The sequence below is a fragment of the Roseobacter sp. TSBP12 genome (assembly GCF_009129705.1).
GTDB classification, from domain to species: Bacteria; Pseudomonadota; Alphaproteobacteria; order Rhodobacterales; family Rhodobacteraceae; genus Celeribacter; species Celeribacter baekdonensis_A.
Window position 1 is genome coordinate 143938 of sequence record NZ_PYIB01000007.1, and the last position, 20385, is coordinate 164322.

General features: G+C 61.2%; 26 protein-coding genes and 2 pseudogenes. 19 read left to right on the forward strand and 9 right to left on the reverse strand.

Features of this window, described 5'->3' with window-relative positions; genetic code table 11:
• Window positions 1-13 precede the first annotated feature (13 nt).
• From C8029_RS03210 to C8029_RS03225, 4 genes are read left to right on the forward strand one after another with little or no spacing between them, the layout of a single operon-like run.
• Window positions 14-268, forward strand: coding sequence for a hypothetical protein (locus C8029_RS03210; RefSeq protein WP_009571030.1), 255 nt, complete (start codon window positions 14-16; stop codon window positions 266-268).
• Window positions 265-804 carry a DUF924 family protein gene (locus tag C8029_RS03215; RefSeq protein ID WP_152002220.1) on the forward strand — a complete coding sequence of 180 codons (540 nt, stop codon included), beginning with the start codon at window positions 265-267 and terminating at the stop codon, window positions 802-804. Before C8029_RS03210 ends, C8029_RS03215 begins: the two co-directional genes overlap by 4 nt.
• Window positions 805-830: 26 nt before the next feature.
• Entirely contained in the window at window positions 831-2003 is a 1173-nt protein-coding gene (locus C8029_RS03220; RefSeq protein WP_152002221.1) for a low temperature requirement protein A, read from the forward strand.
• Between the two features lies 1 nt (window position 2004).
• The gene (locus tag C8029_RS03225; protein WP_152002222.1) at window positions 2005-2658 is read left to right on the forward strand and encodes a potassium channel family protein; all 654 of its coding nucleotides are present in this window, start codon (window positions 2005-2007) and stop codon (window positions 2656-2658) included.
• Between the two features lie 45 nt (window positions 2659-2703).
• Here C8029_RS03225 and C8029_RS22235 read toward each other — a convergent pair.
• Window positions 2704-3159: pseudogene (locus C8029_RS22235) on the reverse strand (transposase family protein); the annotation flags it as partial.
• Window positions 3150-3341, reverse strand: a pseudogene (locus C8029_RS03235) (transposase); the annotation flags it as partial. The pseudogenes C8029_RS03235 and C8029_RS22235, both read right to left, overlap by 10 nt.
• Window positions 3342-3415: 74 nt before the next feature.
• Between C8029_RS03235 and C8029_RS22645 the strand changes: the two are divergent.
• The 15 genes from C8029_RS22645 (at window position 3416) to C8029_RS03305 (ending at window position 14612) form a co-directional block, all read left to right on the forward strand.
• Window positions 3416-3544 (forward strand): hypothetical protein, encoded by a 129-nt coding sequence (locus tag C8029_RS22645; protein WP_269771038.1) that lies wholly within the window; start codon window positions 3416-3418, stop codon window positions 3542-3544.
• 60 nt (window positions 3545-3604) lie between these two features.
• Complete coding sequence (locus tag C8029_RS03240; RefSeq protein ID WP_152002223.1) at window positions 3605-4261, forward strand: MotA/TolQ/ExbB proton channel family protein; 657 nt, start codon at window positions 3605-3607, stop codon at window positions 4259-4261.
• Complete coding sequence (locus C8029_RS03245; protein ID WP_009571038.1) at window positions 4258-4647, forward strand: ExbD/TolR family protein; 390 nt, start codon at window positions 4258-4260, stop codon at window positions 4645-4647. Before C8029_RS03240 ends, C8029_RS03245 begins: the two co-directional genes overlap by 4 nt.
• 3 nt (window positions 4648-4650) lie before the next feature.
• Entirely contained in the window at window positions 4651-5094 is a 444-nt protein-coding gene (locus C8029_RS03250) for an ExbD/TolR family protein (protein WP_152002224.1), read from the forward strand.
• Window positions 5091-5891 carry an energy transducer TonB family protein gene (locus C8029_RS03255; RefSeq protein WP_152002225.1) on the forward strand — a complete coding sequence of 267 codons (801 nt, stop codon included), beginning with the start codon at window positions 5091-5093 and terminating at the stop codon, window positions 5889-5891. The genes C8029_RS03250 and C8029_RS03255 overlap by 4 nt, the downstream gene beginning before the upstream one ends.
• Before the next feature lie 135 nt (window positions 5892-6026).
• Window positions 6027-8084, forward strand: a complete 2058-nt coding sequence (locus C8029_RS03260; RefSeq protein ID WP_152002226.1) for a TonB-dependent receptor domain-containing protein — start codon at window positions 6027-6029, stop codon at window positions 8082-8084.
• 63 nt (window positions 8085-8147) lie between these two features.
• Window positions 8148-9233 carry a hemin-degrading factor gene (locus tag C8029_RS03265; RefSeq protein WP_152002227.1) on the forward strand — a complete coding sequence of 362 codons (1086 nt, stop codon included), beginning with the start codon at window positions 8148-8150 and terminating at the stop codon, window positions 9231-9233.
• Entirely contained in the window at window positions 9230-10093 is an 864-nt protein-coding gene (locus tag C8029_RS03270) for a heme/hemin ABC transporter substrate-binding protein (RefSeq protein ID WP_152002228.1), read from the forward strand. The genes C8029_RS03265 and C8029_RS03270 overlap by 4 nt, the downstream gene beginning before the upstream one ends.
• A gap of 3 nt (window positions 10094-10096) precedes the next feature.
• On the forward strand, window positions 10097-11185 hold the full coding sequence (locus C8029_RS03275; RefSeq protein WP_152002229.1) for a FecCD family ABC transporter permease: 1089 nt from the start codon (window positions 10097-10099) through the stop codon (window positions 11183-11185).
• Between the two features lie 2 nt (window positions 11186-11187).
• Complete coding sequence (locus tag C8029_RS03280) at window positions 11188-12021, forward strand: heme ABC transporter ATP-binding protein (protein ID WP_009571045.1); 834 nt, start codon at window positions 11188-11190, stop codon at window positions 12019-12021.
• A gap of 15 nt (window positions 12022-12036) precedes the next feature.
• Window positions 12037-12450, forward strand: coding sequence for a hypothetical protein (locus tag C8029_RS03285; RefSeq protein WP_009571046.1), 414 nt, complete (start codon window positions 12037-12039; stop codon window positions 12448-12450).
• A complete protein-coding gene (locus tag C8029_RS03290) occupies window positions 12447-13058 on the forward strand; it encodes a MotA/TolQ/ExbB proton channel family protein (protein WP_152002230.1) in 612 nt (203 codons plus the stop codon). The genes C8029_RS03285 and C8029_RS03290 overlap by 4 nt, the downstream gene beginning before the upstream one ends.
• The gene (locus C8029_RS03295) at window positions 13048-13431 is read left to right on the forward strand and encodes a biopolymer transporter ExbD (protein WP_009571048.1); all 384 of its coding nucleotides are present in this window, start codon (window positions 13048-13050) and stop codon (window positions 13429-13431) included. Before C8029_RS03290 ends, C8029_RS03295 begins: the two co-directional genes overlap by 11 nt.
• 3 nt (window positions 13432-13434) lie before the next feature.
• Window positions 13435-13836: an ExbD/TolR family protein gene (locus C8029_RS03300; protein ID WP_009571049.1), complete on the forward strand. Its 402-nt coding sequence runs from the start codon at window positions 13435-13437 to the stop codon at window positions 13834-13836.
• Window positions 13833-14612 carry an energy transducer TonB gene (locus C8029_RS03305; RefSeq protein WP_009571050.1) on the forward strand — a complete coding sequence of 260 codons (780 nt, stop codon included), beginning with the start codon at window positions 13833-13835 and terminating at the stop codon, window positions 14610-14612. Before C8029_RS03300 ends, C8029_RS03305 begins: the two co-directional genes overlap by 4 nt.
• 36 nt (window positions 14613-14648) lie before the next feature.
• Here the strand turns inward: C8029_RS03305 and C8029_RS03310 are convergent, their stop codons facing one another.
• The 7 genes from C8029_RS03310 to C8029_RS03340 all read right to left on the reverse strand — a co-directional run bounded on the left by C8029_RS03310 (window position 14649) and on the right by C8029_RS03340 (window position 20317).
• Window positions 14649-15164, reverse strand: coding sequence for a DUF3299 domain-containing protein (locus C8029_RS03310; protein WP_009571051.1), 516 nt, complete (start codon window positions 15162-15164; stop codon window positions 14649-14651).
• Window positions 15161-16408 (reverse strand): ABC transporter permease, encoded by a 1248-nt coding sequence (locus tag C8029_RS03315; protein ID WP_009571052.1) that lies wholly within the window; start codon window positions 16406-16408, stop codon window positions 15161-15163. The genes C8029_RS03310 and C8029_RS03315 overlap by 4 nt, the downstream gene beginning before the upstream one ends.
• A complete protein-coding gene (locus tag C8029_RS03320) occupies window positions 16405-17100 on the reverse strand; it encodes an ABC transporter ATP-binding protein (protein ID WP_009571053.1) in 696 nt (231 codons plus the stop codon). Before C8029_RS03320 ends, C8029_RS03315 begins: the two co-directional genes overlap by 4 nt.
• Before the next feature lie 2 nt (window positions 17101-17102).
• The gene (zrgA, locus tag C8029_RS03325; RefSeq protein WP_009571054.1) at window positions 17103-17714 is read right to left on the reverse strand and encodes a zinc uptake protein ZrgA; all 612 of its coding nucleotides are present in this window, start codon (window positions 17712-17714) and stop codon (window positions 17103-17105) included.
• 137 nt (window positions 17715-17851) lie between these two features.
• Entirely contained in the window at window positions 17852-18151 is a 300-nt protein-coding gene (locus tag C8029_RS03330; protein WP_009571055.1) for a DUF6525 family protein, read from the reverse strand.
• Window positions 18152-18191: 40 nt separating this feature from the next.
• On the reverse strand, window positions 18192-19403 hold the full coding sequence (gene zigA / locus C8029_RS03335; RefSeq protein ID WP_152002231.1) for a zinc metallochaperone GTPase ZigA: 1212 nt from the start codon (window positions 19401-19403) through the stop codon (window positions 18192-18194).
• Window positions 19400-20317, reverse strand: a complete 918-nt coding sequence (locus tag C8029_RS03340; protein WP_152002232.1) for an NAD(P)/FAD-dependent oxidoreductase — start codon at window positions 20315-20317, stop codon at window positions 19400-19402. Before C8029_RS03340 ends, zigA begins: the two co-directional genes overlap by 4 nt.
• Window positions 20318-20385: the final 68 nt, after the last annotated feature.

The following is a 20385-nucleotide window of genomic DNA, read 5'->3' on the forward strand; positions in this document are numbered from 1 at the left end:
CCGGAGGTCTCACATGCATACTGTTCTCGTGATCCTTGGCGGCCTTGTCCTGATGGCAGTCATCTATGGCGTTGCGCTCTGGCGCGGCGCTTCCCTGCGCGGTGCTTTTCCCCTGTTTGCCGTCCTCTGGGCGGCAACCGCCGCGATCAATCTTTGGGTCGGCGTGGCCCATGCGGGATACGGCTTGGCCGAAGAATTGCCGATCTTCGCCGTGGTCTTCGGCGTCCCTTGTTTTGTCGCCTGGCTTCTGGCGCGGCGGTCGGCATGACGGATCCCCGGATCGGCGAGGTGATCGCCTGGTGGCAAGACGCGGTCGAGGAATGGTTCTCCCAATCGCCCGCCTTCGACGCCGCCGTTCGCAGAGGCTTCGCACCCCTGCATGAGGCCGCTATGGTAGGCGAACTTGCGGCATGGCGAGACACGCCGGAGGGCTGTCTCGCCCTGTTGATCCTTCATGATCAGTATCCACGCAATGCGTTCCGTGGCACCAGGGAGATGTATCGCACAGACCCCCAGGCCCTGTCGGTGGCGCGTCATGCCTGGCGGCAGGGTTTTATCGACCGAGTGCCGCAGGACCTGCGCCTGTTCATGCTGCTGCCCTTCGCGCATTCCGAGACGTTGGAAGATCAGAACCAATCGGTCGCGCTGCATCGCCGCGACCTGCCCTCGGGGCTTCATCGGGCCAGACGCCATCGTGACATCATCGCCCGCTTCGGTCGGTTTCCCCACAGGCAACCGATTTTCGAGCGCGCACTGACCCCGAAAGAAATCCGGTATTTGAACACAGGCGGATTTCAGGGATAGTCAAGAAAATCTAACAGGAAGCTTTCATGTCCAACCTATTCCACCGTCTTGTTCCGACGAACGCCCTACGGGCGCTCCGCCCCGAAGACACGCCCCGCGTCACGACGATGGAGCTGTTCTTCGATCTCGTCTATGTCTTCACCATCATCCAGCTTTCCCATTACCTCCTCGAACATGCCAGTTGGCTTGGGGCGCTGGAATATGTGACGCTGTTTGCCGCTGTCTGGTGGGCGTGGAATTATACCGCATGGGCGGCCAACTGGGTCAACCCCGACCACCCGAGCGGGCGCGGGCTGATGATCGTGCTGATGGGCTGCGCGCTTCTGATGGCCGTGGCGGCACCACAAGCGTTCAGCGACCGCGCTGGGTTGTTCGCTTTTGCCTATGTGGCCATGGCCCTGATCCGGGCGGGCTATATGGCCTTTGTGTTTCGCGGTCAGGTCATGGGGCGCAACTATACCCAACTCGGTGCATGGAGTGCGATTTCCGGTCTCTTCTGGATATTGGGGGCCTTCATCGCACCCGCGCGTCTGGAGCTTTGGATTCTCGCCGTTTTGATCGACTATGCCGCGCCCTACGTCGGTTTTTGGCTGCCCGGCAAAGGCGCGACGCCGATGTCGAGTTGGACATTGAAGGGCTTGCATCTCTTCGAGCGCAACCAATTGATCTTTATCATCGCGCTTGGGGAATCCATCCTGCTGCTGGGCGGCTATCTGGTCAGTCACGAGATCCACTTGGACACGGGTGCCGCTGCGCTGATCGGCTTCCTGCTGATCGTGACATTGTGGTGGATTTACTTCGTCGATCTGTCGGAGCCGGGCGAGCATCGCTTCGAACATGCGACGGACCATACCAGCCTTGCCCGCGCCGGTCTGGCCTACGCACATGGGGTCGCAGTCTGTGGTGCCATCGTGACCGCTGTCGCCATTGAGATGATCGTGGCTCATCCACATGACGCGATCCATGCCGAGACCGCGATCATCGCCTTTGCCGGGCCGTCGCTGTTTCTGCTTGGGTGCACGATCTTTCACCGCGTCACGGCGGAACGGCTGCGTGGGCTGTACCTTCTGGCCGTAGCGGCGCTGGCGGGCTGGGGCTGGCTGGCCCTGAGCCTGCACCTGAACGGGCTGTGGCTCGGCGCGGGTGTCCTGTTGATCATGGTAGCCATGGCGGCACTCAGTCACCGGAAGGCGGCCTGAGATGCTGTCGCTCCCCACGGCCCGCAATCAGGTTGTCGCCAATGCCAGCTTTCTGGCGGCAATCCTGATCCACAACCTGACCTATCCGCTGTCGGCGGCGGGTGGGCTATGGCCTGCCCTGTTCTACGGCTTCTACGCGGCAATCTTTGTGGTGGCGACATGGGCGCTCACGGATAACCAGACCTTGCGTGCCCTCGTTGGAGGCGCAGGGTTTGCCGTATTTATCGCGGGCCTCTTGAACTCCTATGCCCCTTCGAAGGAGGCAGCGCTGGCCGTTTACCTGACCTCCATCGCCTATCATCTCGGCATGATCGTTGTTCTGGCACGCTACACCTTCGGGGCCAAGACCGTGATGACCGATGTGCTGATCTCTGCAACCTCGCTTTATCTTGTCATCGGATCGGGTTTCGCCGCCGTACTTGCCTTCATCGAATGGTGCGTGCCGGGGTCGTTCGTGGCAAGCTCCGGCGCGGCAATCGACTGGCAGCAGATGGTCTATTTCAGCTACGTCACACTGACCACGCTGGGTTATGGTGACATAACTCCGGTTGGCTTTTACGCCCAGTCTTTCGTCAGCTTTGAGGCGATCGGCGGGACGCTCTATACCGTGATCCTTCTCTCGCGACTGGTCGGGCTACACGCCAGTCGGGGGTAGGTGGAACATTTCCACTGCCCTGCACAATGAGCTTGCTGTAGCAAGCCATGTCGTTTTGTCGGCCTTTTCGACGCGTTCGGTAACTACGAACTTGCTGGTACGGCCGATTACGACAAAGAGATATGGTTTGCCTTTAGCCGTCCGTATCTCGGCAATACCCATGTGAAAGAAACTGATGGGATCGCGCTTGAAGCGTTGCCGCTTGGGCTTATCTCCTTGTATCGCAGGCAGGCATGAGATTCCATGACGCTGAAGGCACCGATACAGCGCTGACCGGCTCAGGTGTGGGATAATGGGCTGAAGGGCATAGAGGCAATCATCAAGTGGTCACGACATGTGCCGCCGGAAAGCAACGACCGTCGCCTCTTTGTCTTCGCTGAGAACGGAGGGGCGCGGTTCCTTCGGCCCCGTCTTGCGAACTTCCACCGTCTCGCGCTTTCGCCACTTCGCGACCGCCTTCGGGTTGGCGCCGAACTCCCTGCTCAACTCTACAGTTGAAGCGCATTGTTTGCCGCGTGGTCACCTCCTCGGTTTAATCGGTGCCGTGTCGTTTTCCTTGATGATGCTGAAACTGGACTGACGCCGCACAAAGCAGCGAAGCCGGCTTCGGATTTGAGCCGTTCAGGATTGTCGCCTGCGCACAGCAACAATTGAGCCGCGCTGTTAAACCCGACCCCGTTGCGGGTGAGATGGCGGGGGATGCGACGCTTGGACTCGTCGGGACCTTCGCGCTCAACGACGATGTGGCGTTTTGGCCGTGATCGACAATCTGTCCGATAAACCCTATGCGACATGCCTAAGTCGCTCAAACACCTTTGACACATCGGTCGAAAAGGTCAATGAACCGGGTCGCAACGTCTATGTTGCCGTGCAGATGCAATTCTGACCCTTGCGTTTCGGGCGTGCCGCCTGTGTGGCGCGGCCTCTTTGTTGAAAGGACATCACCATGGATGCTGAAAAACTGGGATTTCTGATCGCGGGCGGTCCCGCCATTTGGGCGATCTCTGCGGTGTCCGTGATGACCGTCGCTTTGATCCTGTGGAAATGTTGGGATTTTATCCGATCTGGCCTCTGGGCCGGCGGGCATGTCACCGAACAGGCCGTGCAGCTTTGGCAAGCGGGTGACAGAGACCAGGCCCGTGCCGCCCTGGCCCATCGCCACAGCGTGCGCGCCCGTCTGGCCTATCGCGCGATGCAGGTCCAAGCCGCCGAGCATTTGCCCGACGCTTTGGCACGCGAAGAGGTCGAACGCACCGCGCGCGGGCTGTTGAAACGGGCGGCTACGGGGCTGCGCGGTCTGGAACTTGCCGCCACCATCGGCCCGCTTTTGGGACTTTTGGGCACTGTGATGGGTATGATCGCCGCGTTTCAGGCGCTGCAAACCGCGGGGGCGCGCGCCGATCCGGCGCAGCTTGCGGGCGGGATTTGGGAGGCACTGCTCACCACGGCCGCCGGTATGGCCGTGGCGATCCCGGCGCAGATCGCGCTGACATGGTTCGACACCGCGATTGACGGTGTGCGCCATGATTTGGAAGACATCGCAACGCGCATCTTCGTGCCGCTCCCCAAAGGGGCAATCGCCCCTGATGAGACCCGGCCATGAACACCTTTGCCTTTGCCCACCCACGCCGCACGCGTCGTCCTGATCTGACACCGATGATTGATGTCGTGTTCTTGCTTTTGGTGTTTTTCATGTTGGTGTCGCGCTTTGGCACCCAAGGCGTCTTGCCCCTGACCCCCACAGGGGGTGCGGCAACCGCGTCTTGGGAGGGTCCGCCGCGTGTGGTCGATCTCTATGCCAATGGCGACATCCGGCTCAACGGCAAGGCGGTCTTTGCCGAACATTTGTCCGGTTCGCTCCAGCCCCTGATGCCCAGCCCGGACTCGGCGGTGATCATCCGCACCCATGACGCCGATTTGCAGCGGCTTGTGGACACCGTTGATCACCTCTCAGAGGCCGGGATCACCCGTCTGATCGTGATGGAGTAAGCCGTGAACCTGTCTGCCCCGCCAAGAAAACGCGTCACGACCGGGCTTTTGCCCATGATCAATGTCGTCTTTCTGTTGCTGATTTTCTTCCTGATTGCGGGCGAAATGCAGCCGCCGGAGCCATTTGACATCACCCCGCCCGAGATTGCCGAAGCGCAGGAGGCCGAAGGGGTGTTTTCGCTGTTCCTCGATCCATCGGGCCAAATGGCCTATCGTGATCTGATCACCTCTTTCGAGACCCGCCAAGCCATTCTGAGCGCGATTGACACCGAACGGCGCGCCGGATGTGACGGTGACCTGTGCGACACCGTGTTGCTGATCCATGCTGACAAAAACACCCCGGCGCATTTCGTGGCGCAACTGCTGCCACACCTGAGTGCGCTTGGGTTTGAACAGATCAATCTGGTCACGTCGGGTCTTGCGCCCTCCAAAGGTGAGCGGCCATGACACGCGCGGCTGAGGCTTTGCTTTGTGTTGCCCTGTCGCTTGGGGCGCATGTTGCCCTGATGGGGATAACGCCGCGCATGGGCGGGGCCGAAGCACAGGGCGACGCCGGCACACAGCTTGTGAGCATGGCCGCCTCAACCGCAGCACTTGAGACCCTTGTAGAGCAATGGGATGGTTTTGCGCCACCGGAGAGCCTGACCGAGATCACGCCGCCCGCGAGTCCGACAGAGGCTTTGGAGGCGCCACCGATGGCGATAACAAACCTCAGCCGACCTGAGCCGCAAAGCCTCGATGTCGTGCCTCCCGAGGCCCCAAAGCCGCCCGATCCGCCTGCGCCCCTTCCCCCGGATGTGCCAAAATCCACACCTGCGACGCCTGCACCATCTCAGCCGGTGAAACGCCCAAGTGCGACCCAATCCGAGGCTCAAAAAGCGGCAGGAACAGGTGGGCAAACCGCGCGGGGCACCAAAGGCGCATCGCAGGAGGCCACCTTGGACGCCGGTCAGATCAAACACGATCTCAGCGCCTGGGGCGGCGGCATCCGCGCCGCGATTGAGCGCAAAAAACGCTATCCCTCCGCCGCGCGAGGGGCCAAAGGCAAGGTGGTTTTGCAGATTTCCGTGGCCCGCTCCGGTGCGTTGAGAAGCGTGTCCGTTGCGCGATCCTCGGGCAATGCCGTGCTGGATCAGGCCGCGCTCTCTGCCGTTCAAAGCATTGGCCAATTCAAACCCGCGCCGAACTCACTCACGCAGAATTCCTATTCTTTCAGCCTGCAAATCAACTTTGCACCGCGCTGAAGCCCGACGTCCAACAAGGGTTTCAACGCCGCCAATCTTAATCTTGACAAAAATAGTCGCTTTAAATACTTAAACGCAACAGACGCAAGCTCCCCTCTGGCAGCCAGCATTTCCAGGCACCTTGAGGGGATACGTATGACCACGCACACAAGCCTGCGGGCTCTTGTGACGGCTTTGGCTGTCACGCCCGCATTCGCCCTGCCGAGCTTTGCACAAGACGGCACAGGCACACCCACCGATTCAACCATCGATTCAACCTATGGCGCATTCATCGGAACGGTCACGCTGGGCGAAAGCCTGCGCGGCATTCAGACCGACACCGCCACCACAGAGACCGAAATCTCGCAAGAGGAATTGGATGCGCGACAGGCCTCCACCTTGGCCGAATTGCTTGGCACCATTCCCGGCGTGACCCTGTCCAACGCCGCCAGCCCGCAAGGCTCATCCATCAACATCCGTGGCCTTGGCGCCGATGCGGGCACCTACGGCTCCAACACCAAAGTGTCCGTCGTGATCGACGGCGTGTCCAAGGGCCAAGAGGAGCTCTACCGCCAAGGCAGCCTTTTGACGATGGAACCGGAACTGTTCAAATCGGTGCGCGTCGTGCGTGGACCGGGCGAGAGTTTTCGGTTTTCCTCAGGGGCCATCGGCGGCACAGTCGAAGCCGCAACCAAGGATGCCGCGGATTTTCTCGACGATGGCGATACATTCGCGCTGCGCCAGAAACTATCCTATGAAAGCAATGGCGGCGGGGCGCTGAGCAGCACCATTCTGGCCTGGGCACCGGATGATAAACTCGATGTGTTGGCCTTTTACGGCTACCGCAAGAACGGCGATTACACCGACGGCACCGGCACAAAGCAGGCCGATACGGGGTTTGAACTGCCCTCCGCGATGGTAAAGCTCAAGTATCATGCGACGGATGAGTTGAGTTTCACCGCCTCGATTTCCAAATCGCAAAACCGCCTCAAAGACGTCAGCTACGATTACATCGGCTCTCTGTTTCCCGTGCGTGTCGATGCCGACATCGAGGACACCACGGCCCTTTTGGCGCTTGGCTACAATCCGTTCTCGACCGACCTCGTGAACCTGACGGCGAAATTGACCTATTCGGACGAGTTGATTTCAAACGTCTCGGATACAACGTCTTCGGACATTTACAACGCGGACAACCGCACCAAAGGCTTGGCGTTTACCGTTGAAAACACAGCACTCTTTGCAACAGGCGCGGTCGATCATTCGGTTCTGACCGGGATCGAGATCGGCAAACGAACCCGCAGCTCGATCAGTGACACCGGCACCAACGCTGGGTCCACCCCCGGAGGCACGGACGAATATGTGGCGCTTTATGCCACGGATGAGATGACCTTTGGTGCACTGACCTTAACCCCGCAATTGCGGTACGAACATCAGACCCTGACCTCTCGCGACAACGAAGCCCCCTATCGCGGCGTCCCTGGCCCGGCCGATGGCACCAGCTTCAAAAAAGACGCTTTGGTTGGCGCGTTTTCTGCCCGCTATGCCGTCACCGACCGTTTCGCAGTCTTCGGCACGCTTGCCTATAACGAAAACCTGCCGATTTTGGACGATCTGCGCTCCGACCTGATCACCACCTCGGAAAAGGCCACAACTGTCGAAATCGGTGTCTCCTATGATGCCTCCGATGTCTTTGGCGCGGGTGATCGGCTGCGGGCGAAACTGACCGGGTTCAAAACCCATGTCTGGGACAACACCACCTACACCATGGCCAGTGGCAGTTATGGCGATGTGATTGATCTCAAAGGGCTGGAGTTTGAGGCCTCCTATGCCACCGCCGCCTATTACGTCGATTTCAACGCCTCGATGACCCGCGGCGAATGGGACAATGGCGAGGATTTCAACAACGCCCCGGCGGACACCGCACAATTGACCTTGGGCAAACGCGTGTTTGACAACCAACTCAATCTCTCCACTGAAATCCTGCACGGGTGGAGCAACTCCCGCACCACAGGCACAGACGGGGCCACAGCCCCAAGCGACGGCTACACAACCGTGGGTCTAAGTGCCGCCTATATCCCCAACAACGGCTGGGCCGATGGTGTCGAATTCCGCGCCTCCGTCGATAACCTCTTTGATGAGGACTACCGCCCCTATCTGAGCAGCCGCACAGCACCGGGGCGCAATGTCACGCTGTCCCTGACCAAAACCTTCTGATCCCTCGCGCGTGCACAGTCTGACGACCTGCGCGCGCGGCACACGCACATTTAGGATATCCCCATGACCGAACACCTGCCCAACCCCCTGACCGCCCCTCTGACCGCCTCAGCCATTCGCAGCGCCAAAACCGACGCCACCAAAATCCGGGACCGCGATCTGGCCGAAAAACTTGGCATTTCCGAGGCCCAATTGGTGGCCGCCTTCGCGGGCACCCATGGCGCGCATCGCGTCACCCGTATCGCACATCACCCCGACGAGGTCCTGCCCCGCGTCAAAGAGCTTGGCGAAGTGATGGCGCTGACCCGGAATGCGTCCTGTGTTCACGAACGGGTCGGCACATTTCTCGATTACCGCGCCGGACCACATGCCTCGATGGTGCTTGGCCCGGACATCGACACGCGCATCTTTCCCAAACATTGGGCGTTTGGGTATGCCATCGAAGTGCCCACGGAAAGCGGTACGCGCAAATCGCTTCAGTTTTTCGATCACGCGGGCGATGCGTTGCAAAAAATCTATCTGCGCGAGAACTCGAACCATGCGGCATGGGCCCCGCTCGTCTCCGATCTTGCACTAGAAGATCAAAGCGACACGCTCACCGTCAGCCCCCGCGCGCGCGCCCAAGGCGCAAAGATGAACATGGACAAGCGGGACGTTTTGCTCAGCGAATGGGCCAAGATGAGCGACACGCATCAGTTCAACCGGATCACCGCCAAACTCGGCATGAACCGCCTTGGTGCCTATCGCGCGGCTCTTGGTGAGCCGTGGGTACGCCCGGTTGCACCGGACAGTGTCGAACCCTTCATGACCGCGGTGTCCAAGGCGGCTCAAAAGGTGATCCTGTTCGTGGGCAATCCCGGCAATATTCAGATCCATTGGGGTAAGCTTGAGACGATCAAAGTGATGGGGCCCTGGCTCAATGTGCTGGACCCGATGTTCAACCTGCATCTGCGCGCCGATCATGTGGCCGAAGCCTATGTGGTTGAAAAACCGACCAAACGCGGCCCCGCTATTTCGCTCGAAGCCTTTGATGCCCAAGGCGATTTGATCTTCCAATGTTTCGGTCAGCGCGATGGTGACACCGATGATCTTGCCACATGGCACGGCATTCTGGCCGATCTTCCGACCCGTGAGGAGGCCTTGGTATGAGGTCTGCGTTTTTTGCCCTCGCGCTCGCGCTCCCCACAGGGGCCGTCGCACAAAACTATCCCGACGCACAGGCCATTGTTGCCATTGGCGGGCCGGTGACCGAAACCATTTTCGCCCTTGGCGCAGGCGCGCGGGTCATCGCCCGCGACACCACCTCGCTCTACCCCGAGGCCGTGACTGCGCTGCTGGATATCGGCTACATGCGCCAATTGTCGGCGGAGGGGGTGCTGTCTGTTGGTCCCGACCTGATCGTCACCCGCGACACGGCGGGACCGCCCGAAACGCTGGACCAATTGCGCGCGGCCTCAATCCCGGTGGTCAGCATCCATGACAGTTTCACCAAAGAGGCGGTTTTGGACAATATTACCGCCATCGGTGCCGCAATTGGCGCAGAAGAGGCGGCGGCGACCCTGCACGCCAAAATTGCCGCGCAATTCGCGGAACTTGACGCATCCCTCGCGGAGCAAACAGACAAGCCACGCGTCTTGTTTATCCTCTCGAACCAAGCCGGACGGCTCAACGTCGCTGGTGCACAGACCGGCGCAAACGGGATCATCGAGATGGCGGGCGGAGATAACGTCATGGCCCCTGCGTTCAACGGCTACAAGATCATGGGCGACGAAGCCCTGATCGAAGCCGCCCCCGATGTCATTGTGATGATGACGGGCGAGGCCGACCACGAAGGCCGCGCCAATGAAATCTTTGCCCTGCCCGCCTTGGCGCAAAGCCCCGCCGCCGCTCAGGGTCGGTTTGTCAAGGTTGACCCCGCCGCATTGGGGTTCGGCCCGCGCACCGCAGTTTTCGCGCAAGACCTGCATGAGGCGCTGGTCGGCACGGCCTCCACCGAAAGACTGGAGTGATCCATGGCATTCGTGACCTCGCGCCTCGCCCCACGCCGTCCCGCAGCGCTTGCCGGAGACCGCCAGATGCGGGCTTTGGCTCTGCGCATGGCGTTGGTCCTGGCTTTGATCGTGGTGATGTTGTTCAGCCTCGGATGGGGCGCGGCCTCGGGCATTGACGTGCCCGGCGCCTTGGCCGCGAAAGCCGGGATCGGGACGGCCAGCCTGCGCGACATGGCCATCGTTTGGGACATTCGGATGCCGCGCATGGTCACCGGCGCGCTTGTCGGCGCGGCCTTGGCGGTGTCTGGCACGGTCATGCAGGGGCTGTTTCGCAACCCTCTGGCCGATCCCGGTCTTGTCGGTGTCAGCGCAGGCGCGGGGTTTGGCGCGGTGGCCGCCATCGTTTTGGGCGGGTTCCTTCCCGTAGCGGTCCAAGCCGCCACCGGGGCTGCTCTCATCCCCTTGGCGGCGTTTTTGGGCGGTTGGGCCTCGACGCTTGTCCTCTATAAAATCGCCACACGCGGCGGGCACACCTCCGTGGCGACGATGCTTTTGGCGGGCATTGCCTTGGGCGCGCTCACCGGCGCGGTCACCGGATTCATCGTCTATCGCGCCAGTGATGATCAATTGCGCGACCTGACCTTTTGGGGCATGGGGTCAGTCGCAGGGGCCACTTGGGCCAAACTTCTGGCCGCCGGTCCGATCATTGTGCTGACCTTGATCAGCGCGCCGTTTCTGGCCCGCGCGCTGGATGCTTTGGCCTTGGGCGAACCCGTGGCCAACCATCTTGGCGTCGATGTCCAACGGATGAAACGCCTCGCCATTCTCAGCGTCGCGGCCTCGGTCGGGGCCTGTGTCGCGATCACCGGCGGCATTGGTTTTGTCGGTATCGTCGTGCCGCATCTGCTACGTTTGGTGCAAGGTCCGGTGCACCGTCTGCTCCTGCCCAATGCCGCCATTCTGGGCGCGATTGTGGTCCTTTTGGCCGACATGATCAGCCGCACGGTTGTGGCCCCCGCAGAGCTCCCCATCGGGATTGTAACTGCCGTGTTGGGGGGACCGTTCTTTTTGTGGATCTTGCTCAAAAACCGCGCGATTTTGGAGATGTAACCATGCTTGAGGCTCACAGTATCACCGTCACATACGGCAGCCGCCGGGTTTTGGACAGGGTGGATTTCACCGCCAAAGCCGGTGAGATGACTGCCATCGTCGGACCGAACGGATCGGGGAAAACCACCCTGCTCAAAGCCATCACCGGCGAGATCAACGCAGGCGGCGTGACCCGTCTGGATGGGCAAAACATTGCAAAGATGTCGTCGGCTGACTTGGCCACGCGCCGCGCGGTATTGCCACAATCGGGCCATGTCGCCTTTCCCTTTACCGTTCTGGAACTGGTGCGGCTGGGCCTGACACGGGGCTTCGCGACCTCTGCGACCTCCGGACAAGACACCCTGCCTCACCAAGCCCTCGCGCGGGTGGGATTAAGCGGATTTGAAGGCCGCTCGGTCCAGGAGCTGTCCGGCGGCGAGCGGCAGCGGGTGCAATTGGCACGGGTGTTATTGCAAATCTGGGAGCCGGTTTTGGACGATATGCCGCGATGGTTGTTTCTCGATGAACCTGTCTCGGCGCTTGATATTGGGCATCAGTTGGTGGTCATGCAAATCGCCCATGATTTCGCGCAAATGGGCGGCGGCGTTGTCGCCGTCATGCATGATCTGAACCTCACCGCGATGTTCGCGGATCGGGTCACACTTTTGGACCAAGGCCGGGTCCAAGGTGTTGGCACCCCCAAAGAGGTGTTCACCGATGCGCATCTGTCGGCCTGTTACGGCTGTACGCTGCGCACCAACACACCGCCGCCCTTTGGCGGGCCGTGGATTTTACCACAAGCGGCCTCGCATCACCCCAATCACATCCGCGCCTCCGCCCGCGCGCCCCACTCTTGATCTGATGGAGATGACATGTTCTTCCCGCCAAACCGTTTGATCCAAATGACCTGCACCTTTTGCCTGATTGCGGGCACCGCCACCGCTTTTGATGCGCCGGTCGTCGAGTTGAACACCGCCACAGCCGCACAAGACGCCTGTCGACTGACCTTTACCGTGACCGCCCCCACCGGTCTGAGCGCCCTTGAAACCCAGACGGTGTTGTTCGACCAAAAGGGCGGCGTGCGCAGCTTTACCCTGTTCGACTTTGGCACGGTGCCCGAGGGTGGGTTGCGGGTGCGGCAATTCGATGTGCCGCAAACCCGTTGTGACGATGTGGGCATGATCCTGTTCAACAACGTCGAGACCTGCGCCACGGCTGCGGGCAACGCCTGTATTGATGCCATTTCCTTCACCTCGCGCATGGACACGATGGAGGTGCAGCAATGATTTCCCAAGCTTTGCTCCGCCTGTCCGACCTCATTGATTTGGGCGGGCCGGTTGTCGCCCTTTTGATCGGGTTTTCCGTGTTGGCATTGGCCTGTATCCTGTGGAAGGCGCTGGTGTTTTACGCCAATGGCATCGGCGCGCAGGTGTCGCGTGGGTTTGGGCGTGACATTGTGGTTCAGAGCCAAATGGCGAAACGATCAGGGCGGGCCGAAGCCGATATTCGCGCCCGTGCAATCGCGCGAATGGAGCGGGATTTCGAACGGGTCGGGCGTGGTCTGCGCCTGTTGGATGTCATCGCGCAAGTGGCCCCCCTGCTTGGGCTTTTTGGCACCGTTATGGGCATGATCACCGCCTTTCAAACCTTGCAAACGGCGGGTGGCACAGCCGATCCTGCGGTGCTTGCAGGCGGGATTTGGGTCGCCTTGGTGACCACCGCGGCCGGGCTGATCGTGGCGATGCCGACTTCGATGGCGCTGTCGTGGTTTGATGGTTGTCTGGAGCGTCATGAGCGCGCGCTGCGCGATGCGCTTGAGGAGGTATTGGTGCCAAATCTGTTCAACGCCCCCACCACATCTGATCGCCCGTTGGAGCCGGTCCATGCCGGGTAATCCGCGCACCTCACGGGGGCGGCTGTCGCTCACTTCGCTGATCGACGTGATCTTTCTGCTGCTGTTGTTCTTTATGCTGTCCTCGACATTTTCAAAATTTGGCGAGGTGGAATTGACGGTCTCCGGTGGCGCGGCGTCCCCCGATTTTGATGACACCCCGGTGGTCTTTGCCCGGCTTGATGCTGACGGTGTCGTGATCAATGGCCACAGATCGGCACCGGCCGATATAGCTGCCGCCGTGGACCCGTTTCGCCGCGACGGCCACGCCCGCCTGTTGTTGTCAGTGTCACAAAACGCCGATGCGCAGGGGTTTGTCGAGGTGGTCCAAGTGTTGAGCGCCTTGCCCAACACAAGATTTGCCGTTCTGGAGTAAACCATGCGTCGCCTTTCCAACCGCCGGACCTCCCGCACAGAGCCGACATTGCCACTGATCAATGTCGTGTTTTTGATGCTGATCTTTTTCCTCGTGGCCGCACAGGTCGCCCGCCCCTTGCCCTCTGAGGTCACTTTGGTGCGCACCGACGATCCCAATGTGGTGCCGCCGCCCGATGCCTTGGTGCTGATGCAGGACGGCTCTTTGATGTGGCGCGGGGAAGTGACGACGGTCGAGGCCTTTGTGACGACAACCACCGCCGACACATCCGCGCCCACTGATGCCTTGCGCATTTTGCCCGACGCCCGCGTGCCCGCGCAGGCGCTGGTCGCATTGGCGCGCGAGATCGCCGTTGCGGGGGGCGGCACGCATGTCCGGGTGATGACAGAAAGGGCCTTGCGATGAAAAAAACGTGGTTCCTGGGCGCGCTTTGGGTCTCAGTCGGGGCGCATGTCTTTGCCGCCGGCTGGATGCCCGCCGCCCCCGCGCCCGTCTTGGACGGGGGTGTGGTGGCGGGTGAGGTGGCGCTCGGATTGGGGTTCGAGGATTTGGTTGCAGGCTCCGTGCACCCGGTGGTCCCGATGGAAACGCCGCCTGTTTCTGCGGTTCAAACGCCTGAAACCCCACCCACGGATATGCCCATCCCGACCGAGGCCCCCGTCCCGCCCAAGGCGCTTGTGCCAGACAGCCCGCAGGTGACGGCACAAGCCCCACAGGAGCGCATTGTGGCACACACACCACCGCCCAAACCCACGCCGCCAGAGGTCAAGAAACCCCCAAAACCGGCAACACAACCGCCGTCGCAATCCGGCAATGCGGACACAAACGCTAAGAAGGGCGCGGTAACGACCACGCCGGGTGACGCAGCGCAGCGGTCGCAAAAAACCGCCAAACCCACGGCATCGAACGCCGGAGACGGGGCCGTTCGCTCCTATCAAAGCCAGATTTTGCGCAAAATCGCGCGGGTGCCAAAACGCTCTGCGGGCGCACGGGGCAAGGCGATGGTGGGTTTGACCATCACCGCCTCGGGCGCGATTTCAAACGTGGCGATTGTGCAAAGCTCGGGCCATGCCGGGATCGACAAAATCGCGCTTGCCCAAGTGCAACGCGCCGGTCCGTTTACCCCGACACCGACGGGAAAGCCGATCAAACTTGTCGTTCGGTTTGAGAGCAAAGGCTGACGCGCACCCTTTTGATGCGCCCGCAATGGCGGGCCGCTACCAGACGTAGATCTCGATCTTGCTCGCCACGATCTCATAGCCAATCTCGGCGATCTCCGTCGATTGCAACCGCGCGTTCAGGCGGCCATAGACCCAGATCGCATCCCACAGCTTGTTTGATGGCCAAGGCGTCTGCGTGGTCACATAGACCAATTGATTTGGCGGCGGCGGCGGCACATGGATACAGGCCCCGGTATAGGGCACCAGGATAAACCCGGTCACGCCCTCGGCTCCGATTTCCATCGGAATGATATAGCCGGGCAATTTGACCGACGCGCCGTCCAGAGCCGTGTTCAACTTGGTCGCGTTCTCGTCAAAGATCGGTTTCCACGTGTCGTTTTGCTCATCAAGAGCGCCTTCACCGATGATCTCCGAATAGGGCACGCCGGGCGGGATCAGTTCCTCCCAGGTGAGTTCCTGAAACGGCATGGCGAGGGCCGCGCGCGGCAGGGCTGTGGTTGCGAGGGCAAGACAGCCGAACTGTCTGCGTGTGAGGGGAAGCTGTGCTTTCATATCCGCACCATCATGCCATCGGCGAGCGACAAGCGATAGGCCCTGAGCGCCGGAAAAAGGCTGGTGAGCGCTGCCGCGCCGATCACGAAACCAAGCGCCAAGGCGTCGCGCGGCGAAGGCGGCTCAATCGGCAACCAAATCCCAAAGGCGGCGTCCACCCAAGGCTGTCCAATCACGAGGCCGAGGTACAAAAACCCGAGGCCAAGCAAAGCCCCCGCCGCCGCCACCAGCATCGCTTCAAGCACCAAAAGGCCCAAAATGGTGCTGGGCCGCGCCCCCATCGCGCGCCAAATCGCCATCTCCCGCCTACGCTCATTGAGGCTTGAGAAAATCATCGCCATCATGCCAATCAGCGCCGTCACCACCACCATCGCGGACACGCCGATCAAGGCGGTTTCGGCCACTCCGACGATCTGCCAAAGCTCCTGAAGCGCCACCCCCGGCAGAATGGCCAACACGGGCTCCTCGGGATAGTCGTTGATCCAGCGTTGCAGGCCAAAAACCTGCAACCGCGACTTGACCCCGACCAGTGCCGCCGTGATCGCGGTGGGCGTCAGGTCCATGTCGCGAATGACCTCGCGCGGCGTGATCTGGCCGGACTTCGCGCCACTTTGCCAATCGACATGGATGGCCTCAATCGCCTCGAGGCTGACGATCACTGTCCGGTCCACGGGCGTCCCGGTTTTGGCGATGATGCCCGCAATCCGAAATGGCTGATCGTCATGGGCGGTGAAGGAGGCAAGCCCATGCGACACCACGATCGGATCGCCCACGGCGTAGCCCAAAGTGGCGGCCACATCGGCACCGACGACCGCATCGTAAAGGTCCTCGAGCCCATGGCCTTCGGGGATCTCCAACGCTCGCCCGCCGCGATATTTGTAATGTTCAAAAAACCCCGATGTCGTCCCCATGACGCGAAACTGGCGATGGCTGTCGCCCAGTGAGATCGGCACGATCCAATCCACCTCGGGGCGGGATTTGATGTCCTGATAGCTGTCCCATGTCACGTTGTTGGTGGCGTTACCGATGCGAAAAACGGAATAGAGCAAAAGCTGCACCGACCCGGAACGCGCCCCGACAATCAGGTCCGTGCCTGAAATCGTGTCGGCAAAACTGGCGCGTGCGCCGGTGCGGATTTTTTCCACACCCAGGAAAAGCGCGACCGAAAGCGCGATGGCCAGAATCGTCATGCCAACCGTCAGGGCGCGCGCGCATAATGACCCGATGGCCAGACGCAAGATCATGCTGCGCTCCTTTCGGTACTCACAATATCCGCAAGGCGGATGACCCGGTCGAACCGCGGGGCGAGCCTTTCGTCATGGCTGACCATCAACAGCGCAGACTGCACTTCATCTGTGCGATCAAACAACAGGCGCAGAAAACTGTCCTGTGTCTCGGCATCGAGCGCCGAGGTGGGTTCGTCCGCGACGATCAAAGGCGGCGCACCGATCAGGGCGCGCGCCACCGCGACGCGTTGTTGCTGACCCACGCTCAGCCGCCCCGCCTGCCTGCTCAAAACCTCATCCGGCAGGCCAAGTCCGGCGCAAAGCCGCGCGGCTTCTGTCACGGCACCCCCCGCGCGGGCCCGCCGATGCGGCGCAAAGCGCAGCGGCAAAAGGATATTGTCGATGACCTTCGCATAGGGCAGCAAATTGAACTGTTGAAAAATCACGCCGATCTGTTCGGCCCGGAACCGGTCGCGCCCGCCCGCGCTCAGCGTGCCAAGATCGGTGCCGCCGACCGAGACCCGTCCCCGCGTGGCAGGAACGATGCCGCAGATCAACGACAGAAGCGTGGATTTCCCCGATCCGCTGGCCCCAATCAGCAGCACCCGTTCACCGGGCGCCATCTGAAAGGCCGGACAGGACAGAGAAAACCCGCCCCGGCCCGGCCATGCAAAGGCAACATCATCAAGAGCAAGGACGGGTATCGTCATGGTCAGTCCAACGTCAGTTTCGCAACCGAGCGATTGATCTCCGCCGCGCCCGCGCCGGTTGCGGTGACATAATGCGCCTCGATTTCATGTGCGTTTTCAAAGCGTTCGAAGAAGGGGAAGCCAAGGGTGGTGAGCTCTTGCGGCTGGGCACAGGCAAAGATGTAGCGCGCGTGGAATTCGCTATGTGCGGCCCCCTCCGTATGGGCGTGATCGTCGCCGTCATCGTGGCTATGCGCCTCGGTCGCAGCGTCCTGATCATGATCGTCATCCTGATCGTCGTCGTGATCGTCGTCGTGATCACCGGCGTGAAGATGGGCCAGAACTTCGGTCAACCGGCACCCCGCAGCCTTTGGCAGCGCAATGACGTTTTCAGGCAGCAACAGCGTGCGGATCGCCGCCTCCACTTTGTCCTTATCCGCATCCGTGCTGGCGGCGTATTCGAAACCGACAAGATCCATGCCGGGCGACATAAGGTTCATCTCGATGATCTCCCCCTCGACGGCAAGCTCAAGCGTGCTGACGCCATGGACATGCGCGTCCATTTCGCGGGTCTCTTGCGCCCACAGCGGCGCGGCAGTGAGGGAGGCCAGAAGGGCAAAACGGATCGGTTTCATAAGGGGTCCTTTCGGTGTCATATAAGTCAAAGTTTGAGGGTCACTGCAACACAGACGCGATGTGGCGTTTGGGCAGAGTTGGGCATTGCACAATAAAACGCGCAACGCTGACAGATGCCGACAGGCGCTGAAGCGTGTCATGTGGTGCTGTCCTGATCTGTGAAACGAGCGGCGGCCTTGGGGGCAAAGGGAAAGGCCTTGTCGCGGGCGAGGGTCTTTTGTTCGGCGCGATCCAGGCGCGCCAATATCTGTGCAACGCCTTCGCCGCGCGCCTGCGCCCGCCGCAAGATTTTACGACAGGATGCGGGCGACCAAGGCAATGCGGCCTCTGACAACCATGCACGCACGGGGGCGGGCAAAGTGTCATAGGCGCGCATCGGGTCTTCGCTGCGGCGTTTGGGTTTGAGGCCCGTGGTGCCCCGGTTCGTCGCCCTCATCGTGCCGCCTCCGGGGCCTCTGGCCAATGGGGATGACAGCTCATGCCACCGCCGCTCGCCGCCAGACGGGAAACGGATCGGGCAGATCGGTCCGTGCATCGGGACCCACGGCCAGATGTTCGGGCACAAGACAGGCGTCCAGACGCGCCTTGAGCGCGGGCCAGTCAATCCCCGAGCCGATAAAGACGATCTCCTGCCTGCGGTCGCCCCAAGGCTCTGCCCAATGCGCGGCCATATAGTTGCGCGCACCCTCATGATCCGGCCAGCGGTCCTTTGGCACTGCGGCCCACCATGTGCCCAGCGGCTTGACCGAAGACAGAGCCCCCGCAAGCGAGAATTCCGCCACCCAATCGGGCTGTGTCGCGATCCAGAAATGCCCCTTGGCGCGGATGACACCACTCATTTCACCATTCAACACGGCCATGATTTTCTCTGGCTCAAACGGACGGCGGGCGCGGTAGACATGGCTGGTGACGCCGTATTCCTCAGTTTCGGGCACATGATCGGCAAAGCCGTATAGCTCCTTGGCCCACATCGGATGTTCATGCGCTTTGTCAAAATCGAACAGCCCGGTATCAAGGATCGCCTCCGTCGGCACCTCGCTGTGACTGGTCTCGATGACCCGCGCATCGGCGTTCAGGCTCCGGATGATCTTGCGTGCCGCGTCCACCTGATGCGGCTCGGCGTCACCGACCTTGTTGAGGATCACCACATCGGCGAATTCGATCTGTTCGACCAACAGATTGACCAACGTGCGCTCGTCTTCGTCGCCCAATGTCTCGCCCCGGTCACGCAGGAAATCATGGCTGGAATAATCCCGCAACAGGTTCACCGCATCAACCACGGTCACCATTGTGTCGAGGCGCGACACATCCGATAGGCTCTCACCCGCCTCGTCGCGGAAATCAAACGTCGCGGCCACGGGCAGAGGTTCAGAAATTCCGGTCGACTCGATCAGCAGATAATCAAACCGCCCATCCTCGGCCAGCCGCCGCACCTCTTGCAAAAGATCATCACGCAGGGTGCAGCAGATGCAGCCATTCGACATCTCAACCAAGGTCTCATCCGTGTGGCTGAGGTTCGCCCCACCCTCGCGCACCAGATCGGCGTCGATGTTGATCTCTGACATGTCGTTGACGATCACCGCCACACGCCGCCCCTCGCGGTTGTTCAACACGCGGTTCAAAAGCGTGGTCTTTCCCGCGCCCAAAAAGCCGGACAAAACAGTGACAGGAAGGCGGGTATCGGTCATGGGGTGACCTCCAAGGGTGTGACAAGATCGGGAAACAGCAGCGAGGCATGGCAGCCCGTGCCCGCCTGCGCGCCATCCGCAAGGGCGAAGTTGATATTGGGCATCGGGCGGGAAAGATCGCCTGCAGCAAACACGCCCGGCACGCTGGTCTGGGCCATCGCACCAACCTTGACGAACGACCCCGTCGGCCCGTCGGCCAAGGCGCAACCAAGCTGTTCTGCCGGGCTGGCCGCCAAGCTTGTCCGCGGGCCGACAAACAGCGCCGCAAAGCGCGCGGTGGCGCCGCCGCTCAGGCTGAGGTCTATGCCCGTGGCATCGGCGGTTGCGGTCTCCAGCGCTCTGGTCTCAATCTGAACCCCTGCTGTGGCCAGTGCGTCGAGGTCAAGCCCCTCCATCCCACCGGTGATCAGGGTGACCTGCGCGCTCCAATCGGCCCGCAACATCAAGGCCTGATGCGCGCTCATCGGATGTGTGGCGAGAACGGCCAGCGGTGCGCCCTTGACCTCATAGCCGTGGCAATAGGGACAGTGCAGCACGGTCTGCCCCCAAGCCTGTGCGAGACCGGGAATGTCCGGTAAAATATCGCGCACGCCATGAGCCAGAATGATGCGTTTTGCGGCACTTTTTTCGCCATCCGCAAGCGTCACCGAGAACGCGCCCTCTTCACCATGGATTGCTGTAACCGTACCGCTGCGCTGCGTGACGCTCGGATAGGCCCTCAGGTCGGCTCGGAACCGTTCAAGGATTGCACTGGGCGAGAGACCGTCCCACCCCGCCACACCATGCGCGCCGGATGAGTTTCGGTTGCGGGGCACCCCGGCGTCGATCACTGTGACGGATCGGCTGGCGCGCCCGAGTTGAAGCGTGGCGGTCAGCCCCGCGAAGCTGCCGCCAATGATAACTGCATCTTGCATTTGATACCTTTCGTCATGCGCGCCGCTGCTTTGACAGGGCGCGGTGGTTTTTGGGGAGGAGGTATAAG

Coding starts and splice junctions, on each gene's coding strand:
- C8029_RS03215 (WP_152002220.1), top strand. CDS start 265: ATGACGGATCCCCGGATCGGCGAGGTGATCGCCTGGTGGCAAGACGCG.
- C8029_RS03300 (WP_009571049.1), top strand. CDS start 13,435: ATGCGTCGCCTTTCCAACCGCCGGACCTCCCGCACAGAGCCGACATTG.
- zigA (WP_152002231.1), bottom strand. CDS start 19,403: ATGACCGATACCCGCCTTCCTGTCACTGTTTTGTCCGGCTTTTTGGGC.
- C8029_RS03330 (WP_009571055.1), bottom strand. CDS start 18,151: ATGAGGGCGACGAACCGGGGCACCACGGGCCTCAAACCCAAACGCCGC.
- C8029_RS03260 (WP_152002226.1), top strand. CDS start 6,027: ATGACCACGCACACAAGCCTGCGGGCTCTTGTGACGGCTTTGGCTGTC.
- C8029_RS03320 (WP_009571053.1), bottom strand. CDS start 17,100: ATGACGATACCCGTCCTTGCTCTTGATGATGTTGCCTTTGCATGGCCG.
- C8029_RS03310 (WP_009571051.1), bottom strand. CDS start 15,164: ATGAAAGCACAGCTTCCCCTCACACGCAGACAGTTCGGCTGTCTTGCC.
- C8029_RS03285 (WP_009571046.1), top strand. CDS start 12,037: ATGTTCTTCCCGCCAAACCGTTTGATCCAAATGACCTGCACCTTTTGC.
- C8029_RS03340 (WP_152002232.1), bottom strand. CDS start 20,317: ATGCAAGATGCAGTTATCATTGGCGGCAGCTTCGCGGGGCTGACCGCC.
- C8029_RS03270 (WP_152002228.1), top strand. CDS start 9,230: ATGAGGTCTGCGTTTTTTGCCCTCGCGCTCGCGCTCCCCACAGGGGCC.
- C8029_RS03305 (WP_009571050.1), top strand. CDS start 13,833: ATGAAAAAAACGTGGTTCCTGGGCGCGCTTTGGGTCTCAGTCGGGGCG.
- C8029_RS03315 (WP_009571052.1), bottom strand. CDS start 16,408: ATGATCTTGCGTCTGGCCATCGGGTCATTATGCGCGCGCGCCCTGACG.
- C8029_RS03280 (WP_009571045.1), top strand. CDS start 11,188: ATGCTTGAGGCTCACAGTATCACCGTCACATACGGCAGCCGCCGGGTT.
- C8029_RS03295 (WP_009571048.1), top strand. CDS start 13,048: ATGCCGGGTAATCCGCGCACCTCACGGGGGCGGCTGTCGCTCACTTCG.
- C8029_RS03265 (WP_152002227.1), top strand. CDS start 8,148: ATGACCGAACACCTGCCCAACCCCCTGACCGCCCCTCTGACCGCCTCA.
- C8029_RS03245 (WP_009571038.1), top strand. CDS start 4,258: ATGAACACCTTTGCCTTTGCCCACCCACGCCGCACGCGTCGTCCTGAT.
- zrgA (WP_009571054.1), bottom strand. CDS start 17,714: ATGAAACCGATCCGTTTTGCCCTTCTGGCCTCCCTCACTGCCGCGCCG.
- C8029_RS03225 (WP_152002222.1), top strand. CDS start 2,005: ATGCTGTCGCTCCCCACGGCCCGCAATCAGGTTGTCGCCAATGCCAGC.
- C8029_RS03255 (WP_152002225.1), top strand. CDS start 5,091: ATGACACGCGCGGCTGAGGCTTTGCTTTGTGTTGCCCTGTCGCTTGGG.
- C8029_RS03210 (WP_009571030.1), top strand. CDS start 14: ATGCATACTGTTCTCGTGATCCTTGGCGGCCTTGTCCTGATGGCAGTC.
- C8029_RS03240 (WP_152002223.1), top strand. CDS start 3,605: ATGGATGCTGAAAAACTGGGATTTCTGATCGCGGGCGGTCCCGCCATT.
- C8029_RS03275 (WP_152002229.1), top strand. CDS start 10,097: ATGGCATTCGTGACCTCGCGCCTCGCCCCACGCCGTCCCGCAGCGCTT.
- C8029_RS03290 (WP_152002230.1), top strand. CDS start 12,447: ATGATTTCCCAAGCTTTGCTCCGCCTGTCCGACCTCATTGATTTGGGC.
- C8029_RS03220 (WP_152002221.1), top strand. CDS start 831: ATGTCCAACCTATTCCACCGTCTTGTTCCGACGAACGCCCTACGGGCG.